Source organism: Paenibacillus sp. TAB_01 (genome assembly GCF_043945595.1).
Lineage (GTDB): Bacteria > Bacillota > Bacilli > Paenibacillales > NBRC-103111 > Paenibacillus_S.
In genome coordinates, this window is sequence record NZ_JBIFNP010000001.1 from 6207501 (window position 1) to 6229597 (window position 22097).

Here is a 22097-nt window from a genome sequence, read left to right on the forward strand (position 1 = left end):
GACAGCGCCAAAATCGATGGGTCCGGCTCAATGCGCACGTTTATCCAGCTGACGCTTCCGCTAATTTCGCCGACCTTGTTCTTTTCGACGATCGTTTCAATCATCGGAGCTTTTCAGTCGTTCGGGCAAATCCACATTCTGACCAAGGGCGGGCCGATGAATACGACCGATGTCGTCGTGTACAACATTTATCAGGATGCGTTCGTTAATTTCCGGTTCGGGATGGGGAGCGCACAAGCGTTGGTCTTGTTTGCGATCATTCTTATCCTTACCTTGATTCAGTTCAAATTTTTTGAAAAGAAGGTGCACTACCAATGACGACGAAGCTGCAAAACACTATCATCTATGTGCTTCTTATCGCTGCAGCGGCGTTGGTGCTGTATCCGATTTTTTTCACAGTATCCGCCACTTTCATGACACCCGCCGAGTCTTCCGCTTATCCGCCCAAGGTGCTGCCGGGCAGCCTGTACTTGGATAATTTGCTGAAGGTGATTCAGATGGTGCCGATTTTCAAGTTCATCTCCAACAGCTTTTTGATCTCGACTGCCATTATGGCAGGTCAGGTTTTGACGGCCAGCCTGGCGGCCTATGCGTTCGCTTTCCTCCGTTTTCCCGGCAAAAGCGTGCTGTTCGCCTTATTCCTGTCCACCATGATGATTCCATGGGAAGTGACGATGATCCCCAATTATTTGACTATAAAAAGCTGGGGCTGGCTGGATACGTACGCGGGACTGACCGTCCCTTTCCTCGCTTCGGCTTTCGGCACTTTTCTGCTGCGGCAGTTTTTCCTGCAGCTTCCATCGGAGCTGTTCGAGGCGGCGCGAATGGACGGATGCGGCCATTGGCGAAGCTTTTTCCGGCTTGTACTGCCGCTGTCCCGTCCCGCTTTGGCTACGCTCAGCGTGTATTCGTTCTTGACCCATTGGAACATGTACCTGTGGCCGCTGCTCATTACCAACGGTGAACAAATGCGTACCGTTCAAATAGGGATCAGCATGCTCCAATTCGAGGAAATGACTTCGTGGAACCTGGTGCTCGCCGGGGTCAGCCTGGTCATGCTGCCTTCCCTGCTGCTGCTGGTGCTTGGAATCAAGCAGCTCGTACGCGGCATCACCGCAGGGGCCGTCAAAGGGTAACGCGGATCAAGCAGCCGGCAATCACCATGCCCGTACAGCTGCAAAAGACAATAGCGCTTCCCCTTCGGGGGCTCTATATAAAACATAATTTTTTAAGGGAGAGAAATCTACAATGAAGAACTGGACTAAAAAGAGTTGGGTCCTGCTTTGCCTCGCTTGTGTGATGCTGTTTATGGCGGCGTGCGGAAGCGGCGGAGCTCAGTCAACAGCAGGCGGCAGCGATACTAAAGATGAAACCAAGCCTGCAGCAAGCAAAGATCCGGTCAAGGTCGTATGGTGGCACTCGATGAGCGGCGAGCTCGGCAAAACGGTGGACAAGCTGGTGGCCGATTTTAATGCATCGCAGAAAAATGTAGTTGTCGAAGCCGTATTCCAAGGGACCTACGATGAAAGCTTGAACAAGATGAAGGCGTCGATGGATTCCAAAAGCGGTCCGAGTCTGATTCAGGTGTACGAAATCGGCAGTCGGTTCATGATCGATTCCAAGGCGATTACGCCTATGCAAAAGTTTATCGATCAGGATAAATATGATCTGTCTCAGCTTGAAGAAAACATTCTGAACTACTATAAAATCGACGGCAAGCTGAACGCAATGCCTTTTAATACGTCCAATCCGGTTCTGTATTACAATAAAGATATGTTCAAAGCAGCCGGACTGGATCCGGAAAAACCGCCAACAACGTTTGAAGAAGTAGCCCAAGCTGCGAAGGCTTTGACTAAAGACGGCAAAACCGGCGGAGCCTTCGCCATTTACGGCTGGTTCATGGAGCAGTTCCTTGCGAATCAGGGCATAGATTTGCTGAACAACGGTAACGGCCGCAACGGCTTGGCAACCGAGTCGATGGTCAACAGCGAAGCGGCAGTGAAAACTTTGGCTTGGTGGAAGCAAATGGTCGACGACAAAACCATGCTAAACTTGGGTCGCAAAACGGATGATACGAAAAAGGCGTTCCTCGCCGGTCAAATCGGCATGACACTGGATTCCACAGGATCACTGAGAGGATACGTCGATGGAGCGCAAGGAAAGTTTCAAGTCGGCACAGCGTATTTGCCTAAACCGGCGGATGCGAAGGACGGCGGCGTGATCGTAGGCGGCGCAAGCTTGTACATCTTGAACAACCGCAGTGAAGAGGAGCAAAAGGGCGCTTGGGAATTTATCAAATTCCTGACGGAGCCGAAGCAGCAAGCGTACTGGCACGTAAACACCGGCTACTTCCCGATCACGAAGAAGGCCTATGACGAGCAGACGGTAAAAGACAACCTGGCCAAATATCCTCAGCTGAAAACGGCGGTAGACCAGCTTCACGCTACCAAAGCAAGCACGGCTACACAGGGCGCTGTGATGGGAGTATTCCCGGAAGCCCGCCAATTGACCGAAGGTGCAATTGAAGAAGTGCTTAACGGCAAAAAGCAGCCGAAGGAAGCGTTGGATGCAGCAGCCAAAGAAATTACGTCCAAAATCGTGCAATATAATAAGACGGTGAAATAGTGAAAAGCCCCCCTCCACTTCTGCTTTCTGCGGAAATGGAGGGGGGCTTTTTTGCGGCCATTCGAGGGATCAGCGCTGAAGCTCCTGCTCTTGTTCCTGCACCGGCAGTTGCGGCTGGGCATCCGACCAAGCCCGAATAGGCTCGATCGGCGCCTCCCGCAGCTCAGACGGTTCAGCGAGGCTGCTGCTACTCACCGCTCTTTGCTGTGTTTTCAGCCAGCTGCGGATGAGCTGATGCAGCTCATAAGGGCTTTTGGTCGGAATCTGATGCTTGGCTCCTGGAATATAGTACAGCTCGCGGTTGACGAGCTTCCGGCGCATAATCTCCGCATATTTGCGGAAGCCCCGTCATTTTCGCCGTAAACCAGCAGGACCGGACTTTGGATCCGGTGAAGCCGGTCCGTAACCCGATAGCCGTAGCTGGCTTCATAATATTGATGCAGATGAAGCCGATCCCCAGCAGCGGCGGTTTTATACAGCTGGCGGAAGGTACGGCGGTTATCCGCATTACCCCATGTAATGGCCGCCGATAACAGCCCCGTGGCCCGAAGCTTCGAGAGCGCTATGGCGGCCCAAAGCCTGCTTTTATTGTATAGATCGCTCATCTCCGACATGGCGCTGATCAAGATGCCGCCAAGGAACCGCTCCGGGTAGTTAAGCATCGCTTCCAAGGCAACCTCGCCTCCGGTAGAATAGCCGCAGAGATATGCTTGAGGGATACCGAGGTGATTCATAAGCCCGATGATATCGCCCGCTATCAGGGAATAGGTTAATCTATCGGGAGACGGCGCGCTCCGCCCATGCCCTCTGACATCAAATGTAATGACGCGGCATACATCGGCCAGGCCGTCCCTTTGATAAGCAAAAATGTCCCCGGTCAACAGAGGCGGATGAATACAGATCAAAGCCGGCCCGCTTCCCGTTATATCATAATGCAGTTGAAATCCATTCATTTCGACTTTTGGCATCGGCTGTCCCTCCCGCTATATTTCGGATTGTCTTCCTAGTTTGACCATTTCCGAAAGGAACATGCGACGGAAGCCGCCACCGAATCCGGCATTCCTCATTCCCCCTCGTTCGGCCCAATGGTATACTCGAAATGCATAGACATCGGGTGAAGCTCAGACTTTACATTGAGGACAAAGGAGACCTGTATCGATGTTCAAACCACAGGAACCTGCAGAGCCGGACTTTCCGCTGGCCGGCATCCGTCTGCTGCGCAGCGCCCAGGCAGGCAAGGCCCGCTGCGAGCCGGGATGGCATTGGCGGCCGCAGCCGCTGCACGATTACGACCTATGGTATGCCCTGTCCGGAAAAGGACGCATGACTCTGAACGGCCGGCAGTATCCGATCGAGAAAGGCAGCTGCTTTCTCGTTCGTCCCGGCGACAGTCCGGAAGCGGTACAGGACCCGGAAGACCGGCTTACGGTCATTTTTATCCATTTCAGCGCGCAAGACCTGCAGCAAGGGAAGGCTTATGACCCGAACCTTATGCCGGAGCGGTATTCGCGGATCGGCGATACCTTTTTGTTCGAGGTACTGCTCAACCGGCTGCTGCAAACGATCCACGGCAATGGACGCTGGTACGAAGCCGAGTTTCAGCTTATTCTCTCCCAGCTGCTGCTCCATCTGTTCCGCGCCCAGCAGGAGGAGGAATCCTCTACGTCGGGCAAGCACAGGCAGCTGATCAACCGGGTCATCGGACATATCCGCGAAGATATCGGCAAACGGATCTCTCATGAGGAAATCGCCGAGCAGGTGCAGTTATCCGCGGAATATTTGAGTCTTTTATTCAAAAAAGTGACGGGAACGTCCATGAAGGAATACATAACGAAAGCGCGTTTGGAGCGTGCACTGCATCTGCTCATGGAAACGCCCATGAATGTCTCCCAGGTTGCGGAAGCGCTGGGCTATTCCAACGTTTATTTGTTCAGCAAGCAGTTTAAGGAGCATTACGGCTCGCCGCCGTCGGCATTCAAGTGGAAATCACAGCCCGCCGAGGCGCATAAGCCGCCAACCCATTGACAGCCCCTATCGGTTTAAGTATAAAAAATCGCAGCGTGCAGCCATTCAGCAATCCCTTGCTTTCCGGTACGATATAGCTATGAAAGATAAAGGGAGGTAAGGCAAATGGCGAGTAAAGCGGAAGACAAAGAAGCGTTATACGGCTACAAAAGCAAGGAAGAGGAGCTGTTGGCCCGAAACATCGCGGATTCGCTGTACCGGTACGATGCAGTTGCTACGGATAGGCTGTCCCATTTGAGCGAACTGACGGATGAGCATGTGAAAAAGTTTTGGGAACAGGGGTACCTTGTAGTCGATGAGGTTTTGAATGCCGAAGAAATTGCCACTTCACTGGAAGCGCTGATGGATATCCTCTACGGAAGGTCCAAAGGCTCCAAGGTGCAGTTCGTCAAACCGAGAGCCGAGCTGAAATCAGAGGAGGAAGTCGAGCTCGCGGCCCGTAAGATCTATGATTACGTCGATCACGAGCCTCGTTTGAAAGCGGTTGCGGACCATCCCGACATTATGTCGGCCATGGCGAAGCTGTTCAAGGAAGGCGCCAGACTTGCGCAGGATCAGGCGCTGTTGAAGCCTCCTACGGGCGGTGCGGAAAAGCCGTGGCATCAGGACATGGCCTATGGCAATCTGGCGTACGACCAATGTGTTATCGGCATTTGGCTGGCGCTCGACCCTGCGGAGCTGGATAACGGGTGTATGCATGTGATCCCGTATTCGCACCGGGAAGGCGCCGTTCCCCATTATGCCGTGCGGGATTGGCAGCTCTGTGATGTCAGCGTGCATGTCGAGCGGGATGTGGCCGTTCCCCTGAAGCCAGGCGGAGCTCTGCTGTTCGCAGGCCTGCTTCATCATGGGACACCGCCGAACTTCTCTAACAAACGCCGCCGGGCGCTTCAGCTGCATTATGCGCCGGAGTCCGCGAAAAAGCTGACCCCGCAGGAGTATAAGAAAATGTTCACGAATGAGATGACCGGAGCGGAATGCTAAACGGTATTCACAATTCGGCCGGCAGCGGCAGCATTCAAGCGCGCTATCGCTAGGTGCGCCAAGCCAGCCTTCCAGAGCTCCCGCTAAGCCGGGCGCACATGAAAAAAAGAACTCCTTCCCGATCCCAGGAGGCCACTGAAGAACTTACGTTTTTTCGGTGAGTCCAGGCGTTAGGCGAAAAAAAATGCGGCACCTGTTCCGATTTTCTCGGAGGGTACCGCATTTTTCATAGGGCTTTACACTATTTTTTAGTCAGCCAGTTTCAATATCCGCTTTAAGTTTACTGCGAATATGGCCATAGCTCCTTGTATCTGCATGCCTAACAGACCCGAGGACGTGGCTACGTCGTACCCGTGCCGGTGCTTAAGTTCGCTGTTTTTGGCCTCGATCTTGTACCGTTCTTTCGCCTTCTCTTTGAAATACTCCGTTTCCTGGAATGCCATCTGCTCGGCGTGCTCCCCGGATTTAATGCTCACCGAGTACGTTTTACTTTTAGAGCCCTCCTTGTAGCATCCTTCTTTGAAGGGGCATCGTTTGCATAGCTCCACATCGAAATAGTAAGTGTCCTTTTGGTTTTTGCTGATTCCCTTTTTTCCTGTCCGCGCTTTCCGAATCGCCATATGGCCTGCCTTGCATACATACATGCCTGCATCTTTATTGAATTCGAATTCATCTTCCTTTTTGCGCATACCCTGGGTGATTTGTGGGTTAAGCCGGGAGACGAGTTCAATCTGATTTTCCTTGCTGTATGCGATGTTTTCTTTTTCCGAATAGGCCATATCGCCAATTACCGTCTTTACATCCATGCCCGCAGCCTTGCTTTTCTCGATGAGCGATTGCAACTGCTTGCCATCGTTCTTCTCTCCGGTCGTTACAATTGCCGCCGTAATGATTCGTTCCTCACTCATGGCAATATGCGTCTTATAGCCAAAAAACGAGGAATCTGCACTCTTGTGGCCGACGCGCGCATCCTGATCTTGCGAGATGCGCAGTTGTTCTATGTCATCCTCGACGGTCTCTTTTAGCAGATTCAACGGTTCTGTAATCTTAGGCAGTTGGGCGATACCAAGCCCGGTTTCGGTAACCTCGATGAGCTTCTGGCAATAGTCGATCTCGGCCTCGAGCGTATCCACGGCGTTCTTGGCAGGTAGCTTCCCCTTCAGCGATTCGTCGATAGAGTAGATGGCTTTTCGCAATTTGCGGGAACGGTCCTGTAAAATCTCCCTCGGTGATTTCTGGTTATAACGGGCTTTTGTATGCGTCGCGTCCACGATGATGGACGTGCTCGTTAAAATCCCTTGCGCAGTAGCCAGTTCAACTGTCTTGCCGATGAGTAGATCCAGCAGATCCATGTTTTTTAACCGCAACTTGCGGAACTTCGTAAGGGAGCTCGGGTCGATGACGGCTTCTTCCGGAGCCATCTGAAGGAAGTATTTAAAAGACATATCGTACCGGGAGCGCTCGACCAGATCCACGTCCGACACCTCGAAAATAGCTTTCAGAAGCAGATATTTAAACATCCGCAACGGATCGATGGCGTTACGGCCGTTGTCCAAACAGTAGTTAGCTTTCAATTCGTCGTAGACGAAGGAGAAATCAACCAGCTCATTTATCTGGCGTAGCATGTTGTCTTTCGGCACGATGAGGTCATATAGCGCTGTGTATGGGCTTAATGCAAAAGAAAGTTGAGGCTGGAACATGGTCTTCACCCTTCCGACGTATTACTTTAAAGTATACAAGAAAAAAGGCACAGCGCCCTCAAAGTATTGAGAGTCTGTACCTTTTCATTAATGGACTTTTTCAGTGGCCTCCGATCCCAGGGGAGGAGTTCTTCGCTTTGCCCTTTGTGCCGGAACGAGCGGCGACTAGGCTTCAACCATGCATCGCCACCATACCGATCGTCCACATCATCAAGGCAAAAAACAGGCCGGCCCAGCCCTTTTCGGCGGTGCACCGCTGTTTGTGAACGATTTTTTCTATAGCCTGCAGCAAGAGAATCACGAAGAGAAAAGCAAAAACAGGCACCAGGTACACCGCGCTGAAGCCAATTACGATCAATGGTTCCCCGCCTCCCCTGTCAAGCTTGGTCCAGCTCTACAATCGTTCTTCCTTTCATCCGTCCCTGCAGAATCGCTTCCACCGCTTCCGGCACCTGCTCCAGACGGATGCGGGCTGCGCCGATCCGCTCCAAATGCCCTGCCGGCTTCAAGTCGGCGGCCAGCCGCTCCCACAACGCATAGCGCCGCTCCAGCGGATAGTACACCGAATCGATGCCGAGCAGGCTGACGCCCCGCAAAATAAACGGGTGCACCGTCGTCGGAATATCGCCTCCTCCGGTCAGCCCGCTTACAGCGACAGCGCCTCCGTACTGAATGGAGGCGAGGATAAATGCAAGCGAGGGCCCGCCGACCGGGTCGACGGCGGCCGCCCACGCCTGCTTCTCCAGCGGCCTGACGGCATCGCGCTGCAGCTCGCTTCGCGTCAGCACCTCCTGCGCTCCGAGCTCGCGCAGGTAACCATGCTCCGCCGCCTTGCCGGTAGCGGCGGCCACCCGGTAGCCGCGCGCGGCGAGCAGCGCCACGGCAAAGCTGCCGACGCCTCCGGTGGCGCCGGTGACAAGCACCGGGCCTTGGCCTGGCGCAAGGCCGTGCCGTTCCAGCGCGTCGACGGACATCGCCGCGGTCAGCCCCGCCGTGCCGACAGCCATCGCCTCGGCCGGATCGAGTCCCGGTGGCAGCGGCACCACCCAGTCCGCGGGCACGCGGGCCAGCTGGCTGTAGCCGCCGAAGTGGGATATGCCGAGGCCAAAGCCGGTGACAACAACGGCTTGCCCCGGCTGGAACTGCGGCGCCCGGGAGGAGAGCACCGTGCCGGCCAGATCAATCCCGGGCACATGGGGATACTGGCGTACTACGCTGCTTTGAGGCTGGCATGCCAGCGCATCCTTGTAATTCAGGCTCGAGTACTGCACCCGGATGATGACCTCCCCTTCCGGAAGATCCGCCTCCTTCAGCTCCTTTACCCCTATCTGAAAAAGGCCGCTTTCCTTATCCTTATCGGCAACCAATGCACGAAACTCTCTAGAACCGGACAATGACGTTCATTCCCTTCTATGTACAGTATAGTCATCAGAATTATTGGATAATTAACGCAGCTGTTCGGCAAACCGGATGAAATCAAATTGAACGATGGGCTCTTGATTTTCAATAATTTTGCGGCGCTTCTCCTGCTCCGTCCATTGGTCCGGCGTGATTTGGCTTCGCTCATGGCTTTGGAAAAAGATCGTATAGAGCAGAATGTGGCGCAGCATTAGAAAATCGGGCACATGCCGGAACCAAACCGAGTCCAGCTTATGATGCCGGTTATAGCCGGCCATAAAATGCTGCAGAAAATAAGCGATAAAGTCCGGCTCCTCCGGGTGCAGCCCCCGCTTCGGAAAACGTGCGTAAAATAACACAATCGCAATATCGTTCATAAACCAGCTATACTCGATATCATCAAAATCAAAGACCGTGATCCGCCCTTCGTCATCAATGAAAAAATTACCGCGGTGCAGGTCCGCATGAACCAGCCCGTAAACGTCGCGCGTCCGGGGCAGCCGGCGGAGCCTTGCGATCAGCGCCTGGGCCCGTTCGACAACCCTCGTCTGATCCACAGGCACATAGTTCACCGTCCGAAGCTGTTCCCCTTCATACCATTCCTGACGTTTGTAAACTGGAGCGCTCGGCACATAGCTTTTGGTTAAAACATGCATCCTGCCCATCAGCTCGCCAAGCGCCTCAAACAAGGGGCCGCTCCACTCAGCTTCGCCCGCCCGACGGCCTTCGGCTTTGTCATAGCAGATGACAAGGAAGGCAGAGCCGTCCGGCTCTGCGAGGACTTCTACGTTTCTTCCTTGACGGGAAGGTACGGAGCGGGCAGCCGGAATGCCATGGTCTGCCAAATACGCGAGCCACTCCAGCTCGCCTTGAATATAATCCACGGAACGGCGGAGCGTGTGGGTGATTTTCATGATGTACGAGCGTCCGTCTCTCGAATATTCATACACGCTGCTTTCAAAGCCGCCGACGCTTTTCAACTGATCCGCGGTCAAATCATAGGCTACCGCCGCTGCTTGAAGAACGCCTTCGTGAAACCGATTGCGAATTTCATAGTTCATGGTTATCCCGCCTCGTCTGCCGTTTCGTTCAACCAAGCTTTCTGCAGCATGAAAGAAAAGGAATGCCGCTTAATATTCCAAATAATGGTGCCGCGAAATAAGGGGAATGACTACAGCTGTGTTCAGATTATGATGATGGCTGCATCTGTCGCTCCAAAACATGCAATACCTGCTTCAGGGCGCCCAGCGTCGCTTCATCCGTTACTTCGCCCTCGGCATTCAGCTTCTTGCTGACCATAGGTATCTTTAATGTCGCGCCTTCGGCTATAGAGGCCGTCAGCATCTTTAGCGTTAACAGCAGGGAAGCGTGCGCCTTATCGCCGCCGAGCGGATTGGGGGACGCGCTGATTACAGCCGTCGGTTTATCCAAAAATTCGCCGGAGGAGACGATCCAATCCAGCGCGTTTTTTAATGAGCCGGGAACGCCGTTCGCGTACTCCGGCGTGCAGATGATCACTCCATCCGCCGCTCGGAGCTGAGCGCGCCATCCTCTAACCGGTTCCGGCGCCTCGTCACCATCCCCGTCCAGCTCAGGATTGAAATGCGGCAGTGTGTCCAAACCGTTGTAGAACGTAAAATGAAACCGTTCCGCCCCCAACTGCGAGGCCGCCTGCAGCACCGAAGCATTGGACGACTTCCGCCGCAGGCTTCCCGAGATCGCCAATATGTGCTTTGTATTCGATTCGGTCACATCCTATCATCCTCTCTTTACATTATGCCGTAAACACTGCTTCAAATATATAGGTATCGGCCCGCCCTTACTGCAGCAAGAGAAGACAAGCGCCGCGGTCTTCCATCCTAATTTTACCACCACTTCGGGTCGAATTCATAGGCGCCTCCGGTCTTTTCGTTCGCCTGCCGTTTCCACAAAAAAACTGCCGGGGTCGTCTATCCCCTCGGCAGTTCTCTTTTCCAAGCTTATTTACTTTGCAGGTTGGCGTTGCGGTCGCCAATCGTGACCGTGACTTCTTTCTCCTCCCCGTTGCGGACAATGGTGAGCTGCATTTTATCTCCGACCTTCGCGGCCTGAACCTTCTTGGTCAGCTCCTCAGCATTCGCGATCTTGGAGCCATTCACGGCTATGATAGCATCGTATTGGCGCAGACCGGCTTCAAAGCCAGGCGTTTTCGGCTGAATGTCGGCAACCAGCGCACCGTCTGTATTTTTCAGATTCAGATCGGACAGCATGTCGTTCGTAATATTTTGCAAGCTTACCCCGATATAAGGAGACGGTTCTTTAGGAATCGTCACATTGTTTTTAAGGTTTTCCAGTACGGAGCTGATCGTGCTCGTCGGAATCGCGAAGCCGATACCCTGTGCTTCCGCATTAACCGCGGTGTTGATCCCGATCACCTCGCCGTTCATGTTCAACAACGGACCGCCGGAGTTGCCCGGATTAATGGCCGCATCCGTTTGCAGCAGATGCTTGTAATTGCGGGTGCCTTTCTCATCCGGGATGCTGATCGGACGCTCCTTGGCGCTGATAACGCCGGAAGTCACCGTGTAGTCAAAGTCGTACGGGTTACCGATCGCAACGACCCAATCTCCGACCTGCGTGTTGTCCGAGCTGCCGATAGGCAGGGTCGGGAAGTCTTTATCCCCTTCGATTTTCAGCACAGCCAAGTCGAGATCGTAGCTGTTGCCGAGCAAGGTCGCTTTGAACGGCTGGTCGTAGCCTTGAACCGTCACTTCAATTTCGGCGGCACCGTCCACCACGTGCTCATTGGTTAAGATATAACCGCTGGATTGGAAGATGAAGCCCGAGCCCATGCCGCCCGGCTGCAAGCTTCCACTGTTCCCCGAGTCGCCCTGGGAGCTGCCGTCGCCTCCGTTATTGCCGAAAAATTGACGGAACAACGGATCGTTGAACATGGAATTGCCGGAGCGGTTCTCCGCCTTCACTTTCGTTTCGATCTTCACGACAGCCGGCCCCGCCTGCTTGGCGATATCGGCAATACTGCCGTTCGTAATCGTATTTAGCGATGCGGTCTTGGCTCCGCTGTTGTTACCTGAACCGGAAGCAACGCTCTGCGTCGTCGGCGCTGCCGCGGCATTGCCTGTAAATAAATTGTACTTATCCGCCACAAACATGAGGCTGCTCACCACGAGGGCGCCTGCCATAAAAGCGGCGAAGGAACTGACCAGCGCGTTCCGCTTCTTACCTTGAGGCGGTTCGCCGGAGTTCAAGCTTACCTCGCCCGAATATCCGAAGAACCGGCGGGACGCCTGCGGCGTCACATCGATGGGCTCTTCCCGATTGTCGAAGGAAGCCGGCCCTTGCTGAGAATTTTCCATAGGAGACGCACCTCTGTATGTGTAGTTATACTCGTTGTCGTTTCGATTGTTTTCCATGATATTGCCCTCCCTATTTGAAATATGATAAAGGATGAAATAGATGAAGTTGACTGCTTGCTAGCAGCTGTTGCTTATGTTCTAATCATGCAGTCTGAACCTTAAAATCGCTTTAAAATAAGATAAAGGAAAGGTAAAAGAATTCATTTTGTCGAACAAGCCCGATATAGCCAACAATCGCCGGCCGCCGCCTGTCTTTTTTTGAGGGATGGCGTGCTATTCCGGACATACCAAAAGACGACATGCTGCGCATGCCGTCAGAGTACCCATTCTATTGTGCGATGTTTGTTGTTCCTCTTAACGTGCGGTCCAGCCGCCATCCACCTTCACGACATCGCCGTTGACAAAGCCGGCATCGTCGGATGCCAGGAACAGCGCCACCCGGGCAATGTCCATAGGATCTCCCGTGCGGGCAGGACCCGTATCATTCTGAGCAGCCAAGCCCAGAGGATGCGGCGCGGTAATCGTCGACCCGATGTTGGTGTTGACGGCCCCTGGCGCAATCGCGTTGCATCGGATTTTGCCGTCGCGTCCGTAGGTAGCGGCGATGCTTTTGGTTAACCCGATCACTCCGTGCTTCGATGTTACATAAGACGATCCGCCTCTGGCGCCGAACAAGCCGCCTACCGAAGCGTTATTGATGATGACGCCGCCGCTTTCCTGCCCGACCATATGCTTCAATGCCGCGCGGCAAGCATAGAAGGGTCCGTATAAGTTAACTCCCAATACTCTCTCCCACAGCTCGTCCGTTACATCCGCTACCGGAACAAAGTTATCCATAATTCCTGCATTGTTAACCAGCACATCGATCGAGCCGAACGTCCGGACAGCCGTTTCCACCATCGCCGTAACATCCGCATCTTTAGCTACGTTCGCTGTAACCCCGACCGCTTCTCCGCCTGATGCTACAATGCTCTCTACCACTGTGTCGATATTGGCCTGGTTCAAATCGGCCACCACGACCTTAGCCCCTTCCCGGGCATACAGCTCAGCAATCGCTCGGCCCATACCCGACCTGGCCCCTGTAACCACCGCTACTTTATTTTGCAGTTTCATTGAAAATCTCCTCCTCCAGCTTGATTTTATAAGAGTAAAAGAGGTATTTTTAATTGAACACATGTCCATTAAATGAACACATGTTTATTATATTCCTTCTTCCGCTCCGGCTTCAATCAGCAAAAAATCCGCTCTTGTCCGCTAATGAACATTTAGGCGGCGAGTGTATGATAACTCTAACATTTCAAACAATGGAGGCGTTTATGTCTAACAATCACCGTCCGCCAACCGTCGATAAACGAATTAAACGAACAAAGCATGCATTGAAAGACGCGCTGATCCGTCTAATGGAAGAAAAGGATTTCAGAAGCATTACGATTACCGATATTATTGAACGGGCGGACTATAACCGGGGCACATTTTACACGCACTATCCTCATAAAGAGGCTTTGCTCGACGATGTCGTCAACGAGGTGATCGACGGCTTTATAGAAGCTTACCGGGAGCCTTATTTAGATAAATCCGAGCTGAATATCGAGCAGCTGCCGGATACGGGAGTCAAAATTTTCACGTACGTCGAACAGCATGCCAACATATTCAGTCTGCTCCTGAGAGACGAATATATCCCAAGGTTCCAGGAACAGCTGTCTCATGCGATCAAGGAAGTCATTACGGCGGAATTTCCGCCTCCCCCGCCTCCGATCAACGCCGAGATTTATATTAACTACACGGCCTACTCGTTTCTCGGATTAATTATTTACTGGGTTAAAAGCGGCTATACTTACTCCGCCAAGTATATGAGCCAGCAGCTGCTCGCCATTAGTCTGGGTCAAACGAAGTCGTCCGCTACCATCAAGGTTAACCCTAAAAAGCCGATGGAATAGCCTCTCTACATTTTTCCTTCGTGTATCCTTGATACAAGACCATACGTTTAAGCCTAAGGAGGAGGAGATGGATATGATGGGCTCCGCAAAGCAAAAAAGCCGCGCGGCACTACATTGCCGGCAGCCTTTAAGGGAAGGAGAAATCCCAGTAATTACATTTTATTAAAAATTTCGGTCAGAACAGGAACGATTTGCGATTTACGGGATACGACGCCTTTCAGGACGGTTTTGTTGTCCGCCAGCGCCACATTATAGGCTTGCTCTACCGCAGCCGCTTTGTTGCCAAGCGCTACGCCGATGGAATCGTTGTTCAAGATATCCGTAACGACAAACAAGAATAAGTCCAGGCCTTTCTCAGCAATAATACCGTTAAGCGCAGCTTCCAGCTCGGCTTGGCGGGACAATACGTCGTTCACGTCCACCGCGTTCACCTGTGCGATTTCCACTTTGTAAGCGCCCATCGAGAATTCCTTGGAGTCCAGGGAAATCAGCTGGCTGATCGATTTGTCGCTCAGGTCGGCGCCTGCTTTCAGCATCGATAGGCCGTAGGTTTCCAGATCTACGCCAGCAATACCGGCAAGCTCGTGTGCCGCGGCTACGTCCTGCTCCGTGCAGGTAGGGGACTTGAGCAGCAAGGTGTCGGAGATGATGGCGGACAGCATCAGACCGGCGATCTCTTTCGTCACGGCAACGCCGTTTTCTTTGTACAATTTATTTATAATCGTTGTCGTGCAGCCTACAGGCTCGGCACGGTAGTACAACGGATGGCTCGTCTCAAAATTTGCAATACGGTGGTGGTCGATAACTTCAAGCACACGCACTTGGTCGATATCATTCGCGCTTTGCTGGCGCTCGTTGTGGTCGACCAGAATCACGCCCTCGGCTTCCCCGGCTACCGTTTCCACTTGGCGCGGAGCGGCCGCTTTGAAATAATCAAGGACGAACTGAGTTTCGCTGCTGACGCTGCCCAGACGAACGGCTTCGACATTCGCACCTAATTTAGTCTTCAGATCCGCATAAACCAGTGCGGAGCAAATTGAATCGGTGTCCGGATTTTTATGTCCGAAAATAAGAGTTTTTCCCATGCTATTACTCCTTGTCATGTGTAATGACGAGACATCCGTCCCGTAAATTGTTTTTTCCACTTTCGATTATAGCGTTAAAGCCTCCTTATTCCAATTCCTTTACAGAGAATCGTTCGACCCGCCAAAAAAATAGAGCCTCTCGGCTCCATTCAAAACGTGTTAAAAATACTTTCGCACTCCTGCAGTGTCGGCTGATAGAAGCAGTGAGCCTTATAACGCCCGACCAGCGGCTGATTATACCAGGTATCCGGACAGTCTCCCGTCGGTTTAAAATACCACAGGCTGAATTCCCCCGGCCACGATCTCTCCCCGTTAATCGCCCGTTGAGCTAAGCGCTTCTCCCGTTCTCTCGCACTCTGATAAAAATACCCGTGAATGGTCGCTTCGAAAGCATGCGGCTGATAAATCATCTGCGGAATCGTTCGCAGGCCCTTGAAATCCGAGCAGTTCGCCCGTATGCGGTTAATGCCCACGTTGCCTACCAGCATCATCCCTTTCTCGCCTTCCCCTTCCGCCTCCGCGCGCAGCAGCCTCGCAAGCAATGCAACATCCTGATCTCTAGCCTTCACTACTGCCATATCATCACCCCACTATTATGTATGCCGGGTTTCGCAGCAAATAGACCGGAGGGACAATTCATATCATAAAATAATTTGTGCTTTGCGTTCATCCTGCGCTTAAATCGCCCTCTATTCTGCGAAAAGCATGCCATAACGGGCATTTTCAGCCAATTCAGTCCGTTGCCAATGGAAAGCTGCTCTGTTACGATAAAGCGGTGAATTCATACATCAAGAAACCAAGAAGGTGCCCTTTTTATGCAAAAAATGAGGCTCGTGTTAAGCGAGCACCAGCGGTTTTTATTGCGCAGCGTCTCCATTATTGTTGTCGGCCTGTTTATTAACCAACTGCTGCAAACGGTCGGCAGTATTATTCTGGCCCGGGTGCTTAATGATCCCGCCAAGTTCGGAGAAGTAAATTTGCTGCTGCAAATTTTCGGAATGGTCGCCTTGTTCCTGAACGTCGGCTTCAACTCCGCACTGGTATACACCTTCTCCACGGACAGGCAGGAAGCGATCCAGCAGAAATTCCGGCTCTCTTTGCTGGGAAGCACCTTTGCCGCTGTTGTGGTCAGCCTCGCGCTTACCGCGCTGGCCCCGTTTCTGGCTGAGATATACCATCTGCCTTCCCTCAAGGGAGCGCTGTTCATTAGTTCAATTATGTTAATCTTTAACTCTGTAATCAATATCGGGGTTTCCTCGTTTTCGGGCAACCGGGAATTTATGACGCAAGCGTTATTCATGGTCATTACAACGACGTTCTCAACGCTCGGCATGGTTCTGGGCGTGCTCTGGACGTTCGGCACCAACGATCTGCTGTGGGGCGTCTCCTTCTGGATGGGAATGGGCTCTGTTCTGACCGCCGCTTTCATTGTATGGAAGGTTGAACGTGTGCATCGTCCCAAATGGCTCGGAAGCATTTCCCTTCCCGAGATGGGGCAAATGATGAAATACGGCGTGCCGCTCTGGGCCGGCAACATCGCCAAAGCCTTCCAGCAGCCGTTCCTGGTCATGTTCATCGGCTCCAGCTCGGTCATCGCCGTAGGGGAGCTGGCTAACGCCTCGCGGATAACGGGGTTTATCGGGATCGTTACCTGGGCGTTTATGATCGTTACCTTTCCGTTCGTCGCCGAAAGCTCCCGGGACCTGAACGAAAGCACGCGCCGCGGTACACTGTGCATCCGTTACAACAATCTGATCCTGTATCCGCTCACGCTGATCATCTGCCTCTATCCGAATGAAATCAACGGCTTCCTGTTCGGATCGGGCTACACAACGCAGGATTCCGCTATCTATATCCGCCTGCTTGCTCTTGGGGTTTTCTTCTCCTCGGTCGGACGGTTAGGAGGCAATATTCTGGCCGGTCTCGGCAAAACGAAGGCGAATTTCTGGGTGATGATTGTAGCCGGTGTCATCGTCATTACGTTGGCTCCTATATTCGCCGTCAATAATCCGGTCTTGGCCGTGTGGCTCTATACCGGCGGCTGGGCGGTATCCGCCTTGTTCATGATCTGGTTTTTCTTCTATGAGGGCTTTCCTCTGGACTGGTGGAAATCGTACGGAGAGCCTTTGATCCCTACCCTGGTGATGGGATTGCTGATGGAAATCGGGCATTTTGCAGGAGGTTTCTCTACCTTGTTCGTCTTGCTCGGCATTGGCGGACTGATGCTTTTCACGCTGATAGTTGAAACGTTTCATGTCCCTCGTTTACGGCTTTCCAAGCATAAACAGTCTAATTCCGGCTAAACCATGGAAAAAGAGCCTGCCCGGCCCCGAGGCCGCTGAAAAAGGCATCGCTCCGAGTACCCGCTTGTAGCGGTTGAAACCCAAGGACAAAGGCGAACGCTTTCGCTTCTACAGAACGATTCCGCACGCTCCGCTAGTTTTTCAGTGGCCTCCCCGGCCCGGCAGGCTCTTTCTCTATGCAGCGCGCGCTGCGGCGCTTCGCAGCGACCGGTTGAGTCCTACGGCCAGCTGTGCTGTGCCTGCCGCGTCGGCTTATACCTTCACGCTGGCCTTTCGGACGATGCGCGTCATCATCTCCGCATTCGGGTAACGGGCCTCCTCATACTCGCTGACCACCTGCTCGATATCAAAGGCAACACGCTCGATGCGCGTAGACAAGCTGCCGTCCGCTATTTCGATCAGACCGTAGGAAGCCCGCGGCAGCCCGTCGAAAGGCAGCCCCACGCTCCCGATATTGATGACAATACGTCCTTCCAGGTAACGGATATACGGCTTATGGATGTGCGCGTAGACGTATAGATCCGCTTCCGCCGCGGACATCAGCTTCGTTTGCAGCACTTCATCTCCAGAGCCTGGAGCGACAATATCGAACAAACTGTCCGGCGTAGCGTGAAACGCGTGGATGCTCACGCCTTCATGCTCAAGATGAAGCTCAGAAGGAAGGCTCGCCAAATACTCCAGGTCTTCCAGACCGAGCTGAGATACCGTCCAGTCGCGCTCCCGATTCATCAGCTCCAGCGCCCCGTCGGCCACCTCGCCCTGCCTTACTCCACGCACGACCCACTCGTCCGCATTCCCCTTGATGACGCTCGTTTGTAAAGCCTGCACGAGCTCCAAGGAACGTTTCGGGGCCGGCACCGGTAACACAGATCGCCGAGTACGTAAATACGATCCACCGCCTGTTCCCGTATGTGCGCCAGCACCGCTTCAAGTGCGGTTGCATTGCCGTGAATATCCGAAATAAATGCAATTTTCATTGTCATTTCCTCCTTGTCTAAATTAGCCGCTTGGGGCCGTTAATTTTCGCACCGGCATCATTTCTGCCGGCCGGATCTGCTGACCAGCATGATCTTCCCCCGCCGTCCCCGTTGTTCCGCCGCCCGGACGGCATCGACGGCATGCTTGAGCTCAAAGATTTGCTCGACCTCCGCCAAGTGAAGCAAGTGTCTTTTGAAGAGCACGATGAGAATGGCAAACGTGCGCTGCCAGACATCCGGCGATACATGGCGCATCCAATGCCGGAGATGAAATAACCGCGACTCGATTCGCCGTTCCGCATAAACCGGCTCGGGCACCGGCTCCCCTGACAGCAGACCGAGACTGAGGAACGTCCCTCCTGCAGCGATACAGGCGGACAGCTCCGCTGCTGCTGAGCCGCCGACACAATCGATGGCGGCCCGAACGCCTTGTCCTCCGGTCAGCCTCTTTACGGTATCTATAAGGCTGCCCTTGGTGTCCGGATGTCCGGAAGCCTCCATGACCTGCCATGCGCCTAAGCTGTACAGCCGGGACGCCTGCTGAGGCTCGCGGATCACGGCCGCAAAGCGGAAGCCCAAAATCGCGGACAGCTGAGCGAAGATGGCGCCTAGCGAAGAATTCGCCGCATTCATAAGCAGAATATCGCCCCGCTTCAGCTGCAGCACTTCCGTACACAGGACCCACGCCGTAACCGGATTGATAAAAAGCTGGCAGGCCGCTTCATCCGGCAGCTCATCCGGAACGGGAACCGCCCAGACTGCGGGCGAGATGACGCTGTCCTGCCACGTGCCTGCTCCGCGCAGCGGCAGGACGCGCCTTCCGATCAAAGCGGGGCTGACGCCAGGTCCCACCGCCTCGATGACGCCGACTCCCTCATAGCCGGGGACAGCCGGCAGCTCGATCCGATGGGCATACGCGCCCCGGACCGGGATAAGATCGGACGGATTGATGATCCGTGCGGCCACTCGCGTGCGGATCTCTCCGATCCCTGGCTCCGATAGCGGCCTTTGCTCAACCTGAAGCACTTCGGCAGGCTCTCCGAACCGGCGGTAACAAATAACATGTTCATTCATAATGCGTTGTCCTGCTCCTTTGTTTCACGCTGCAGGAGAAATGCGCGCCCCTGCTCCCGAGCTAATCCCCGTTCCAGAAAAAGCTCATGGAAAATCCTTACCAAGCATGTTATCATTTCATGTACGTGTCCTGCGGGAGACGATTATCCCCTTTGGATACGCAGCCTCGAACACGTCCCTCTAGGAGGTCATCTTCTGTCTATCAAAACAAAGCTCTCTTTATGTATCTCTTTTATTGTAGCTATTATCTTATCTTTAAATATATCGATCTACTATTACTCTACCAAATCCGAGCTGCAGGCTGGCGCCGTGAAGCAGATGGCCTCGATCGCCAAGCAAATCGGAGGCAATGTAGAGATGTCCCAGCAAATGAAGCAGTCCCTGGAGGACGGCTTGGGTGAAAAGCTACGCATAGCCGCAGTCGCCGCCAGAAATCAGCTCGACCCCGACATCGACAAAGTAACCAATGAGCAGCTGACGGAGCTGAGCCGTGAGCTGGGCATTGACCATATCACCCTCTGGAAGCGGTTCGATAATGATATTGTAGCATTGAAGTCGTCCAATGCGAAGGAGATCAATCTCAGCTCCAAGAGCTGGGATTACTGGTACACTGCCTTTAATCAGCTGCTGGATGCCGGGGAGGTCACGATCCCGCAGGGCCAGAAGCTGTCTCATTATTGGTTCGGCCCGATCAATTATGCCAGCTCGGATCCGTCTATCATTAATAAATGGGGTTACTATTACGACGGGACGACGAATTATTTGATCGATCCTTATTTGAACGCCAAGCCGCTGCTTGAATTTGAAACGGCAGCCGGAACGGAAGCGCTGCTGCAAAAGATGCTGAAGGATAACCGCAATATTTTGGAAATTACCGGTTTCGATCCGCAGTTTTTCGGCAAAGAGCCGATAATTAAAATCAAGAACGGAATGGCGATCAACAATCTGGATGTCCGGGATATTATTTTCGGAAAGTACACGTATCAAGCGGCATCGGATGAAGCCCAGATCCGGCAGGCCGTCCAATCCGGTTCGATGGTGACGGTAACGGATACCGTGCAGGACCAGCAGGTCATTAAAAGCTTCATCCCGATTCAAGCGGCTCAGCCTTATGTCATTGGCGTCACCTTCGACCATGCCGTTATTCAGAGCGCGTTGAACAAGCAGCTGCTTGAGCATATCGGCATTTCCGTCGGTCTTCTGCTGATTACGATGATCGCAAGCTATTTCATCGCAGGCTTCATGCTTCGCTCGCTGCAGCTCGTGATGCGCCAGGTCAATGAAATGGCGGCCGGACATTTCAGCGGCAGGCTGGCCATCCGCAGCAAGGATGAGCTGGGACAGCTGGCTTCCAAAGTGAACACGATGGCCGAGAATCTGCACCTGTACACGACCCAGCTGCGCAATGCGGCGGAGGAGCTGCAGCATACCAAGGAGTATCTGGAATCGTTCGTAAATCATACGTCCGATGCGATTCATGTCGTGGATCTGAAAGGCACCGTCATGCAGACGAACCATGCCTTCGAAGCGATCTACGGCTGGAGCAAGGAGGAAACGGAGGGCAGGCCGCTTGAGGATCTGGCACCGAGCCATGTGCTGGAATTCAGGCAGATCCGCTCCGCTATTCTGGAAGGAGGCACGGTTGCCGACTACGAGACAGTGCATGATACGAAAAATGGCGAATCGATAGATGTCAGTATTACAAGCTCGCCCATTCGCAGCGCGCAAGGGGACATCATTGCCATTGCCTCCATCTCCCGCAATATCACAGTAAGAAAACGGACAGAGGAGCTGCTGCGCAAATCGGAAAAGCTGTCCGTCGTCGGACAGCTCGCTGCAGGCGTCGCGCATGAAATCCGCAACCCGCTGACGACTATCCGCGGCTTTTTGCAGCTGCAAAAAAGCAAAGGCCCGCTGAACCCGATGCATGTGGATGTCATGCTGTCGGAGCTGGACCGGATCAATTTTATCGTCAGCGAATTTCTTGTGCTCGCCAAGCCTCAGGTAAGCTGCTTCGAGCTTACCGACCTGCAGACGATTCTTCGGGATATCGTGCTGCTGCTGGATTCGCAGGCATTGCTGAACAATGTCCAGCTGGAGCTGCACATGGCGCCCGATCATCCGCCGATCTATTGTGAACCGAATCAGTTGAAGCAGGTATTCATCAATGTGCTTAAGAACGGAATTGAAGCCATGCCGGACGGAGGCATTCTGCGTATCCAAACAGAGAGTGATCCCTCCGGCTGCATCACCGTCCGCTTCATCGATCAAGGCTGCGGAATCCCGGAGCAGGATCTCCCCCGCTTGGGCGAGCCGTTCTTCACCAACAAAGAGTCCGGTACCGGACTCGGTCTGATGGTCAGCCAAAAAATTATCGCCAACCACAAAGGGAGCCTCCAGATTCGAAGCAAGCTGGGAACAGGCACCAGCGTGGAAATCCGGCTGCCCGCTGCCGAGCCGGAATCAGCCGATCAAACAGGCTGAGCCCAGGGCCGCTTCTCCAAGGAAATCATTGCCCCTTGGAGGAGCGGCCTTTTTTGACGCTGCCCAGCTTTCCCCTGCTTCGCCCAGCGTCCGGCATTCGGCCGGACGCTCAATAAGCGCGCTGGGTTCGGTCGACCCCCACGCCGAGC

Annotated in this window: 22 protein-coding genes (1 of these 22 only partly in view); 8 read left to right on the forward strand and 14 right to left on the reverse strand. The window is 53.5% G+C overall.

Going from position 1 to position 22097, the window contains the following annotated elements; genetic code table 11:
• The 3 genes from ACHHV8_RS30215 to ACHHV8_RS30225 all read left to right on the forward strand — a co-directional run.
• Positions 1-318 carry the end of a carbohydrate ABC transporter permease gene (locus tag ACHHV8_RS30215; RefSeq protein WP_395162963.1) on the forward strand. The gene continues 648 nt to the left of window position 1, outside the view, so only the last 318 of its 966 coding nucleotides appear in the window; the start codon falls outside the window, past its left edge; its stop codon occupies positions 316-318.
• Positions 315-1136, forward strand: coding sequence for a carbohydrate ABC transporter permease (locus tag ACHHV8_RS30220; protein ID WP_395162964.1), 822 nt, complete (start codon positions 315-317; stop codon positions 1134-1136). Before ACHHV8_RS30215 ends, ACHHV8_RS30220 begins: the two co-directional genes overlap by 4 nt.
• 112 nt (positions 1137-1248) lie before the next feature.
• Positions 1249-2625, forward strand: coding sequence for an ABC transporter substrate-binding protein (locus ACHHV8_RS30225; RefSeq protein ID WP_395162965.1), 1377 nt, complete (start codon positions 1249-1251; stop codon positions 2623-2625).
• 69 nt (positions 2626-2694) lie between these two features.
• Here the strand turns inward: ACHHV8_RS30225 and ACHHV8_RS30230 are convergent, their stop codons facing one another.
• Together ACHHV8_RS30230 and ACHHV8_RS30235 are read right to left on the reverse strand one after the other, a co-directional pair.
• Complete coding sequence (locus tag ACHHV8_RS30230) at positions 2695-2820, reverse strand: hypothetical protein (RefSeq protein WP_395162966.1); 126 nt, start codon at positions 2818-2820, stop codon at positions 2695-2697.
• Between the two features lie 17 nt (positions 2821-2837).
• Complete coding sequence (locus ACHHV8_RS30235; RefSeq protein WP_395162967.1) at positions 2838-3593, reverse strand: alpha/beta fold hydrolase; 756 nt, start codon at positions 3591-3593, stop codon at positions 2838-2840.
• A 190-nt stretch (positions 3594-3783) separates the two neighbouring features.
• On the opposite strand from ACHHV8_RS30235, the gene ACHHV8_RS30240 reads away from it, so the two are divergent.
• Both ACHHV8_RS30240 and ACHHV8_RS30245 read left to right on the forward strand, forming a co-directional pair.
• The gene (locus ACHHV8_RS30240) at positions 3784-4650 is read left to right on the forward strand and encodes a helix-turn-helix transcriptional regulator (protein ID WP_395162968.1); all 867 of its coding nucleotides are present in this window, start codon (positions 3784-3786) and stop codon (positions 4648-4650) included.
• Between the two features lie 105 nt (positions 4651-4755).
• Complete coding sequence (locus tag ACHHV8_RS30245) at positions 4756-5634, forward strand: phytanoyl-CoA dioxygenase family protein (RefSeq protein WP_395162969.1); 879 nt, start codon at positions 4756-4758, stop codon at positions 5632-5634.
• Positions 5635-5882: 248 nt separating this feature from the next.
• Here the strand turns inward: ACHHV8_RS30245 and ACHHV8_RS30250 are convergent, their stop codons facing one another.
• From ACHHV8_RS30250 to ACHHV8_RS30280, 7 genes are all read right to left on the reverse strand, one after another.
• The gene (locus ACHHV8_RS30250; protein WP_395155790.1) at positions 5883-7334 is read right to left on the reverse strand and encodes an IS1182 family transposase; all 1452 of its coding nucleotides are present in this window, start codon (positions 7332-7334) and stop codon (positions 5883-5885) included.
• A 172-nt stretch (positions 7335-7506) separates the two neighbouring features.
• Entirely contained in the window at positions 7507-7692 is a 186-nt protein-coding gene (locus ACHHV8_RS30255) for a hypothetical protein (RefSeq protein WP_395162970.1), read from the reverse strand.
• A 19-nt stretch (positions 7693-7711) separates the two neighbouring features.
• Positions 7712-8728: an acrylyl-CoA reductase family protein gene (locus ACHHV8_RS30260; protein ID WP_395162971.1), complete on the reverse strand. Its 1017-nt coding sequence runs from the start codon at positions 8726-8728 to the stop codon at positions 7712-7714.
• 51 nt (positions 8729-8779) lie between these two features.
• On the reverse strand, positions 8780-9793 hold the full coding sequence (locus ACHHV8_RS30265) for a phosphotransferase enzyme family protein (RefSeq protein ID WP_395162972.1): 1014 nt from the start codon (positions 9791-9793) through the stop codon (positions 8780-8782).
• A 127-nt stretch (positions 9794-9920) separates the two neighbouring features.
• Positions 9921-10484 carry an NADPH-dependent FMN reductase gene (locus ACHHV8_RS30270; RefSeq protein ID WP_395162973.1) on the reverse strand — a complete coding sequence of 188 codons (564 nt, stop codon included), beginning with the start codon at positions 10482-10484 and terminating at the stop codon, positions 9921-9923.
• A gap of 227 nt (positions 10485-10711) precedes the next feature.
• Positions 10712-12145 (reverse strand): S1C family serine protease, encoded by a 1434-nt coding sequence (locus tag ACHHV8_RS30275; protein WP_395162974.1) that lies wholly within the window; start codon positions 12143-12145, stop codon positions 10712-10714.
• A gap of 297 nt (positions 12146-12442) precedes the next feature.
• Entirely contained in the window at positions 12443-13201 is a 759-nt protein-coding gene (locus ACHHV8_RS30280; RefSeq protein ID WP_395162975.1) for a glucose 1-dehydrogenase, read from the reverse strand.
• Positions 13202-13404: 203 nt separating this feature from the next.
• Here ACHHV8_RS30280 and ACHHV8_RS30285 point away from each other — a divergent pair, with 203 nt between their 5' ends.
• Positions 13405-14025: a TetR/AcrR family transcriptional regulator gene (locus tag ACHHV8_RS30285; protein WP_395162976.1), complete on the forward strand. Its 621-nt coding sequence runs from the start codon at positions 13405-13407 to the stop codon at positions 14023-14025.
• Between the two features lie 152 nt (positions 14026-14177).
• On the opposite strand, the gene ACHHV8_RS30290 is transcribed toward ACHHV8_RS30285, so the two are convergent.
• Together ACHHV8_RS30290 and ACHHV8_RS30295 are read right to left on the reverse strand one after the other, a co-directional pair.
• Positions 14178-15110 (reverse strand): manganese-dependent inorganic pyrophosphatase, encoded by a 933-nt coding sequence (locus ACHHV8_RS30290; protein ID WP_395162977.1) that lies wholly within the window; start codon positions 15108-15110, stop codon positions 14178-14180.
• A 149-nt stretch (positions 15111-15259) separates the two neighbouring features.
• On the reverse strand, positions 15260-15688 hold the full coding sequence (locus ACHHV8_RS30295; protein ID WP_395162978.1) for a cell wall hydrolase: 429 nt from the start codon (positions 15686-15688) through the stop codon (positions 15260-15262).
• Between the two features lie 237 nt (positions 15689-15925).
• Between ACHHV8_RS30295 and ACHHV8_RS30300 the strand changes: the two genes are divergently transcribed.
• Positions 15926-17413 (forward strand): oligosaccharide flippase family protein, encoded by a 1488-nt coding sequence (locus tag ACHHV8_RS30300; protein WP_395162979.1) that lies wholly within the window; start codon positions 15926-15928, stop codon positions 17411-17413.
• Between the two features lie 252 nt (positions 17414-17665).
• Here ACHHV8_RS30300 and ACHHV8_RS30305 read toward each other — a convergent pair whose 3' ends face one another.
• Genes ACHHV8_RS30305 through ACHHV8_RS30315 form a run of 3 tightly spaced genes read right to left on the reverse strand, consistent with a single transcriptional unit; the run spans position 17666 to position 19464 of the window.
• A complete protein-coding gene (locus tag ACHHV8_RS30305) occupies positions 17666-18241 on the reverse strand; it encodes a metallophosphoesterase family protein (protein ID WP_395162980.1) in 576 nt (191 codons plus the stop codon).
• Positions 18178-18396 carry a metallophosphoesterase family protein gene (locus ACHHV8_RS30310; protein ID WP_395162981.1) on the reverse strand — a complete coding sequence of 73 codons (219 nt, stop codon included), beginning with the start codon at positions 18394-18396 and terminating at the stop codon, positions 18178-18180. The genes ACHHV8_RS30305 and ACHHV8_RS30310 overlap by 64 nt, the downstream gene beginning before the upstream one ends.
• Before the next feature lie 51 nt (positions 18397-18447).
• A complete protein-coding gene (locus ACHHV8_RS30315) occupies positions 18448-19464 on the reverse strand; it encodes a zinc-dependent alcohol dehydrogenase family protein (protein ID WP_395162982.1) in 1017 nt (338 codons plus the stop codon).
• Positions 19465-19782: 318 nt separating this feature from the next.
• Between ACHHV8_RS30315 and ACHHV8_RS30320 the strand changes: the two genes are divergently transcribed.
• Positions 19783-21948: an ATP-binding protein gene (locus tag ACHHV8_RS30320; RefSeq protein WP_395163667.1), complete on the forward strand. Its 2166-nt coding sequence runs from the start codon at positions 19783-19785 to the stop codon at positions 21946-21948.
• Positions 21949-22097: the final 149 nt, after the last annotated feature.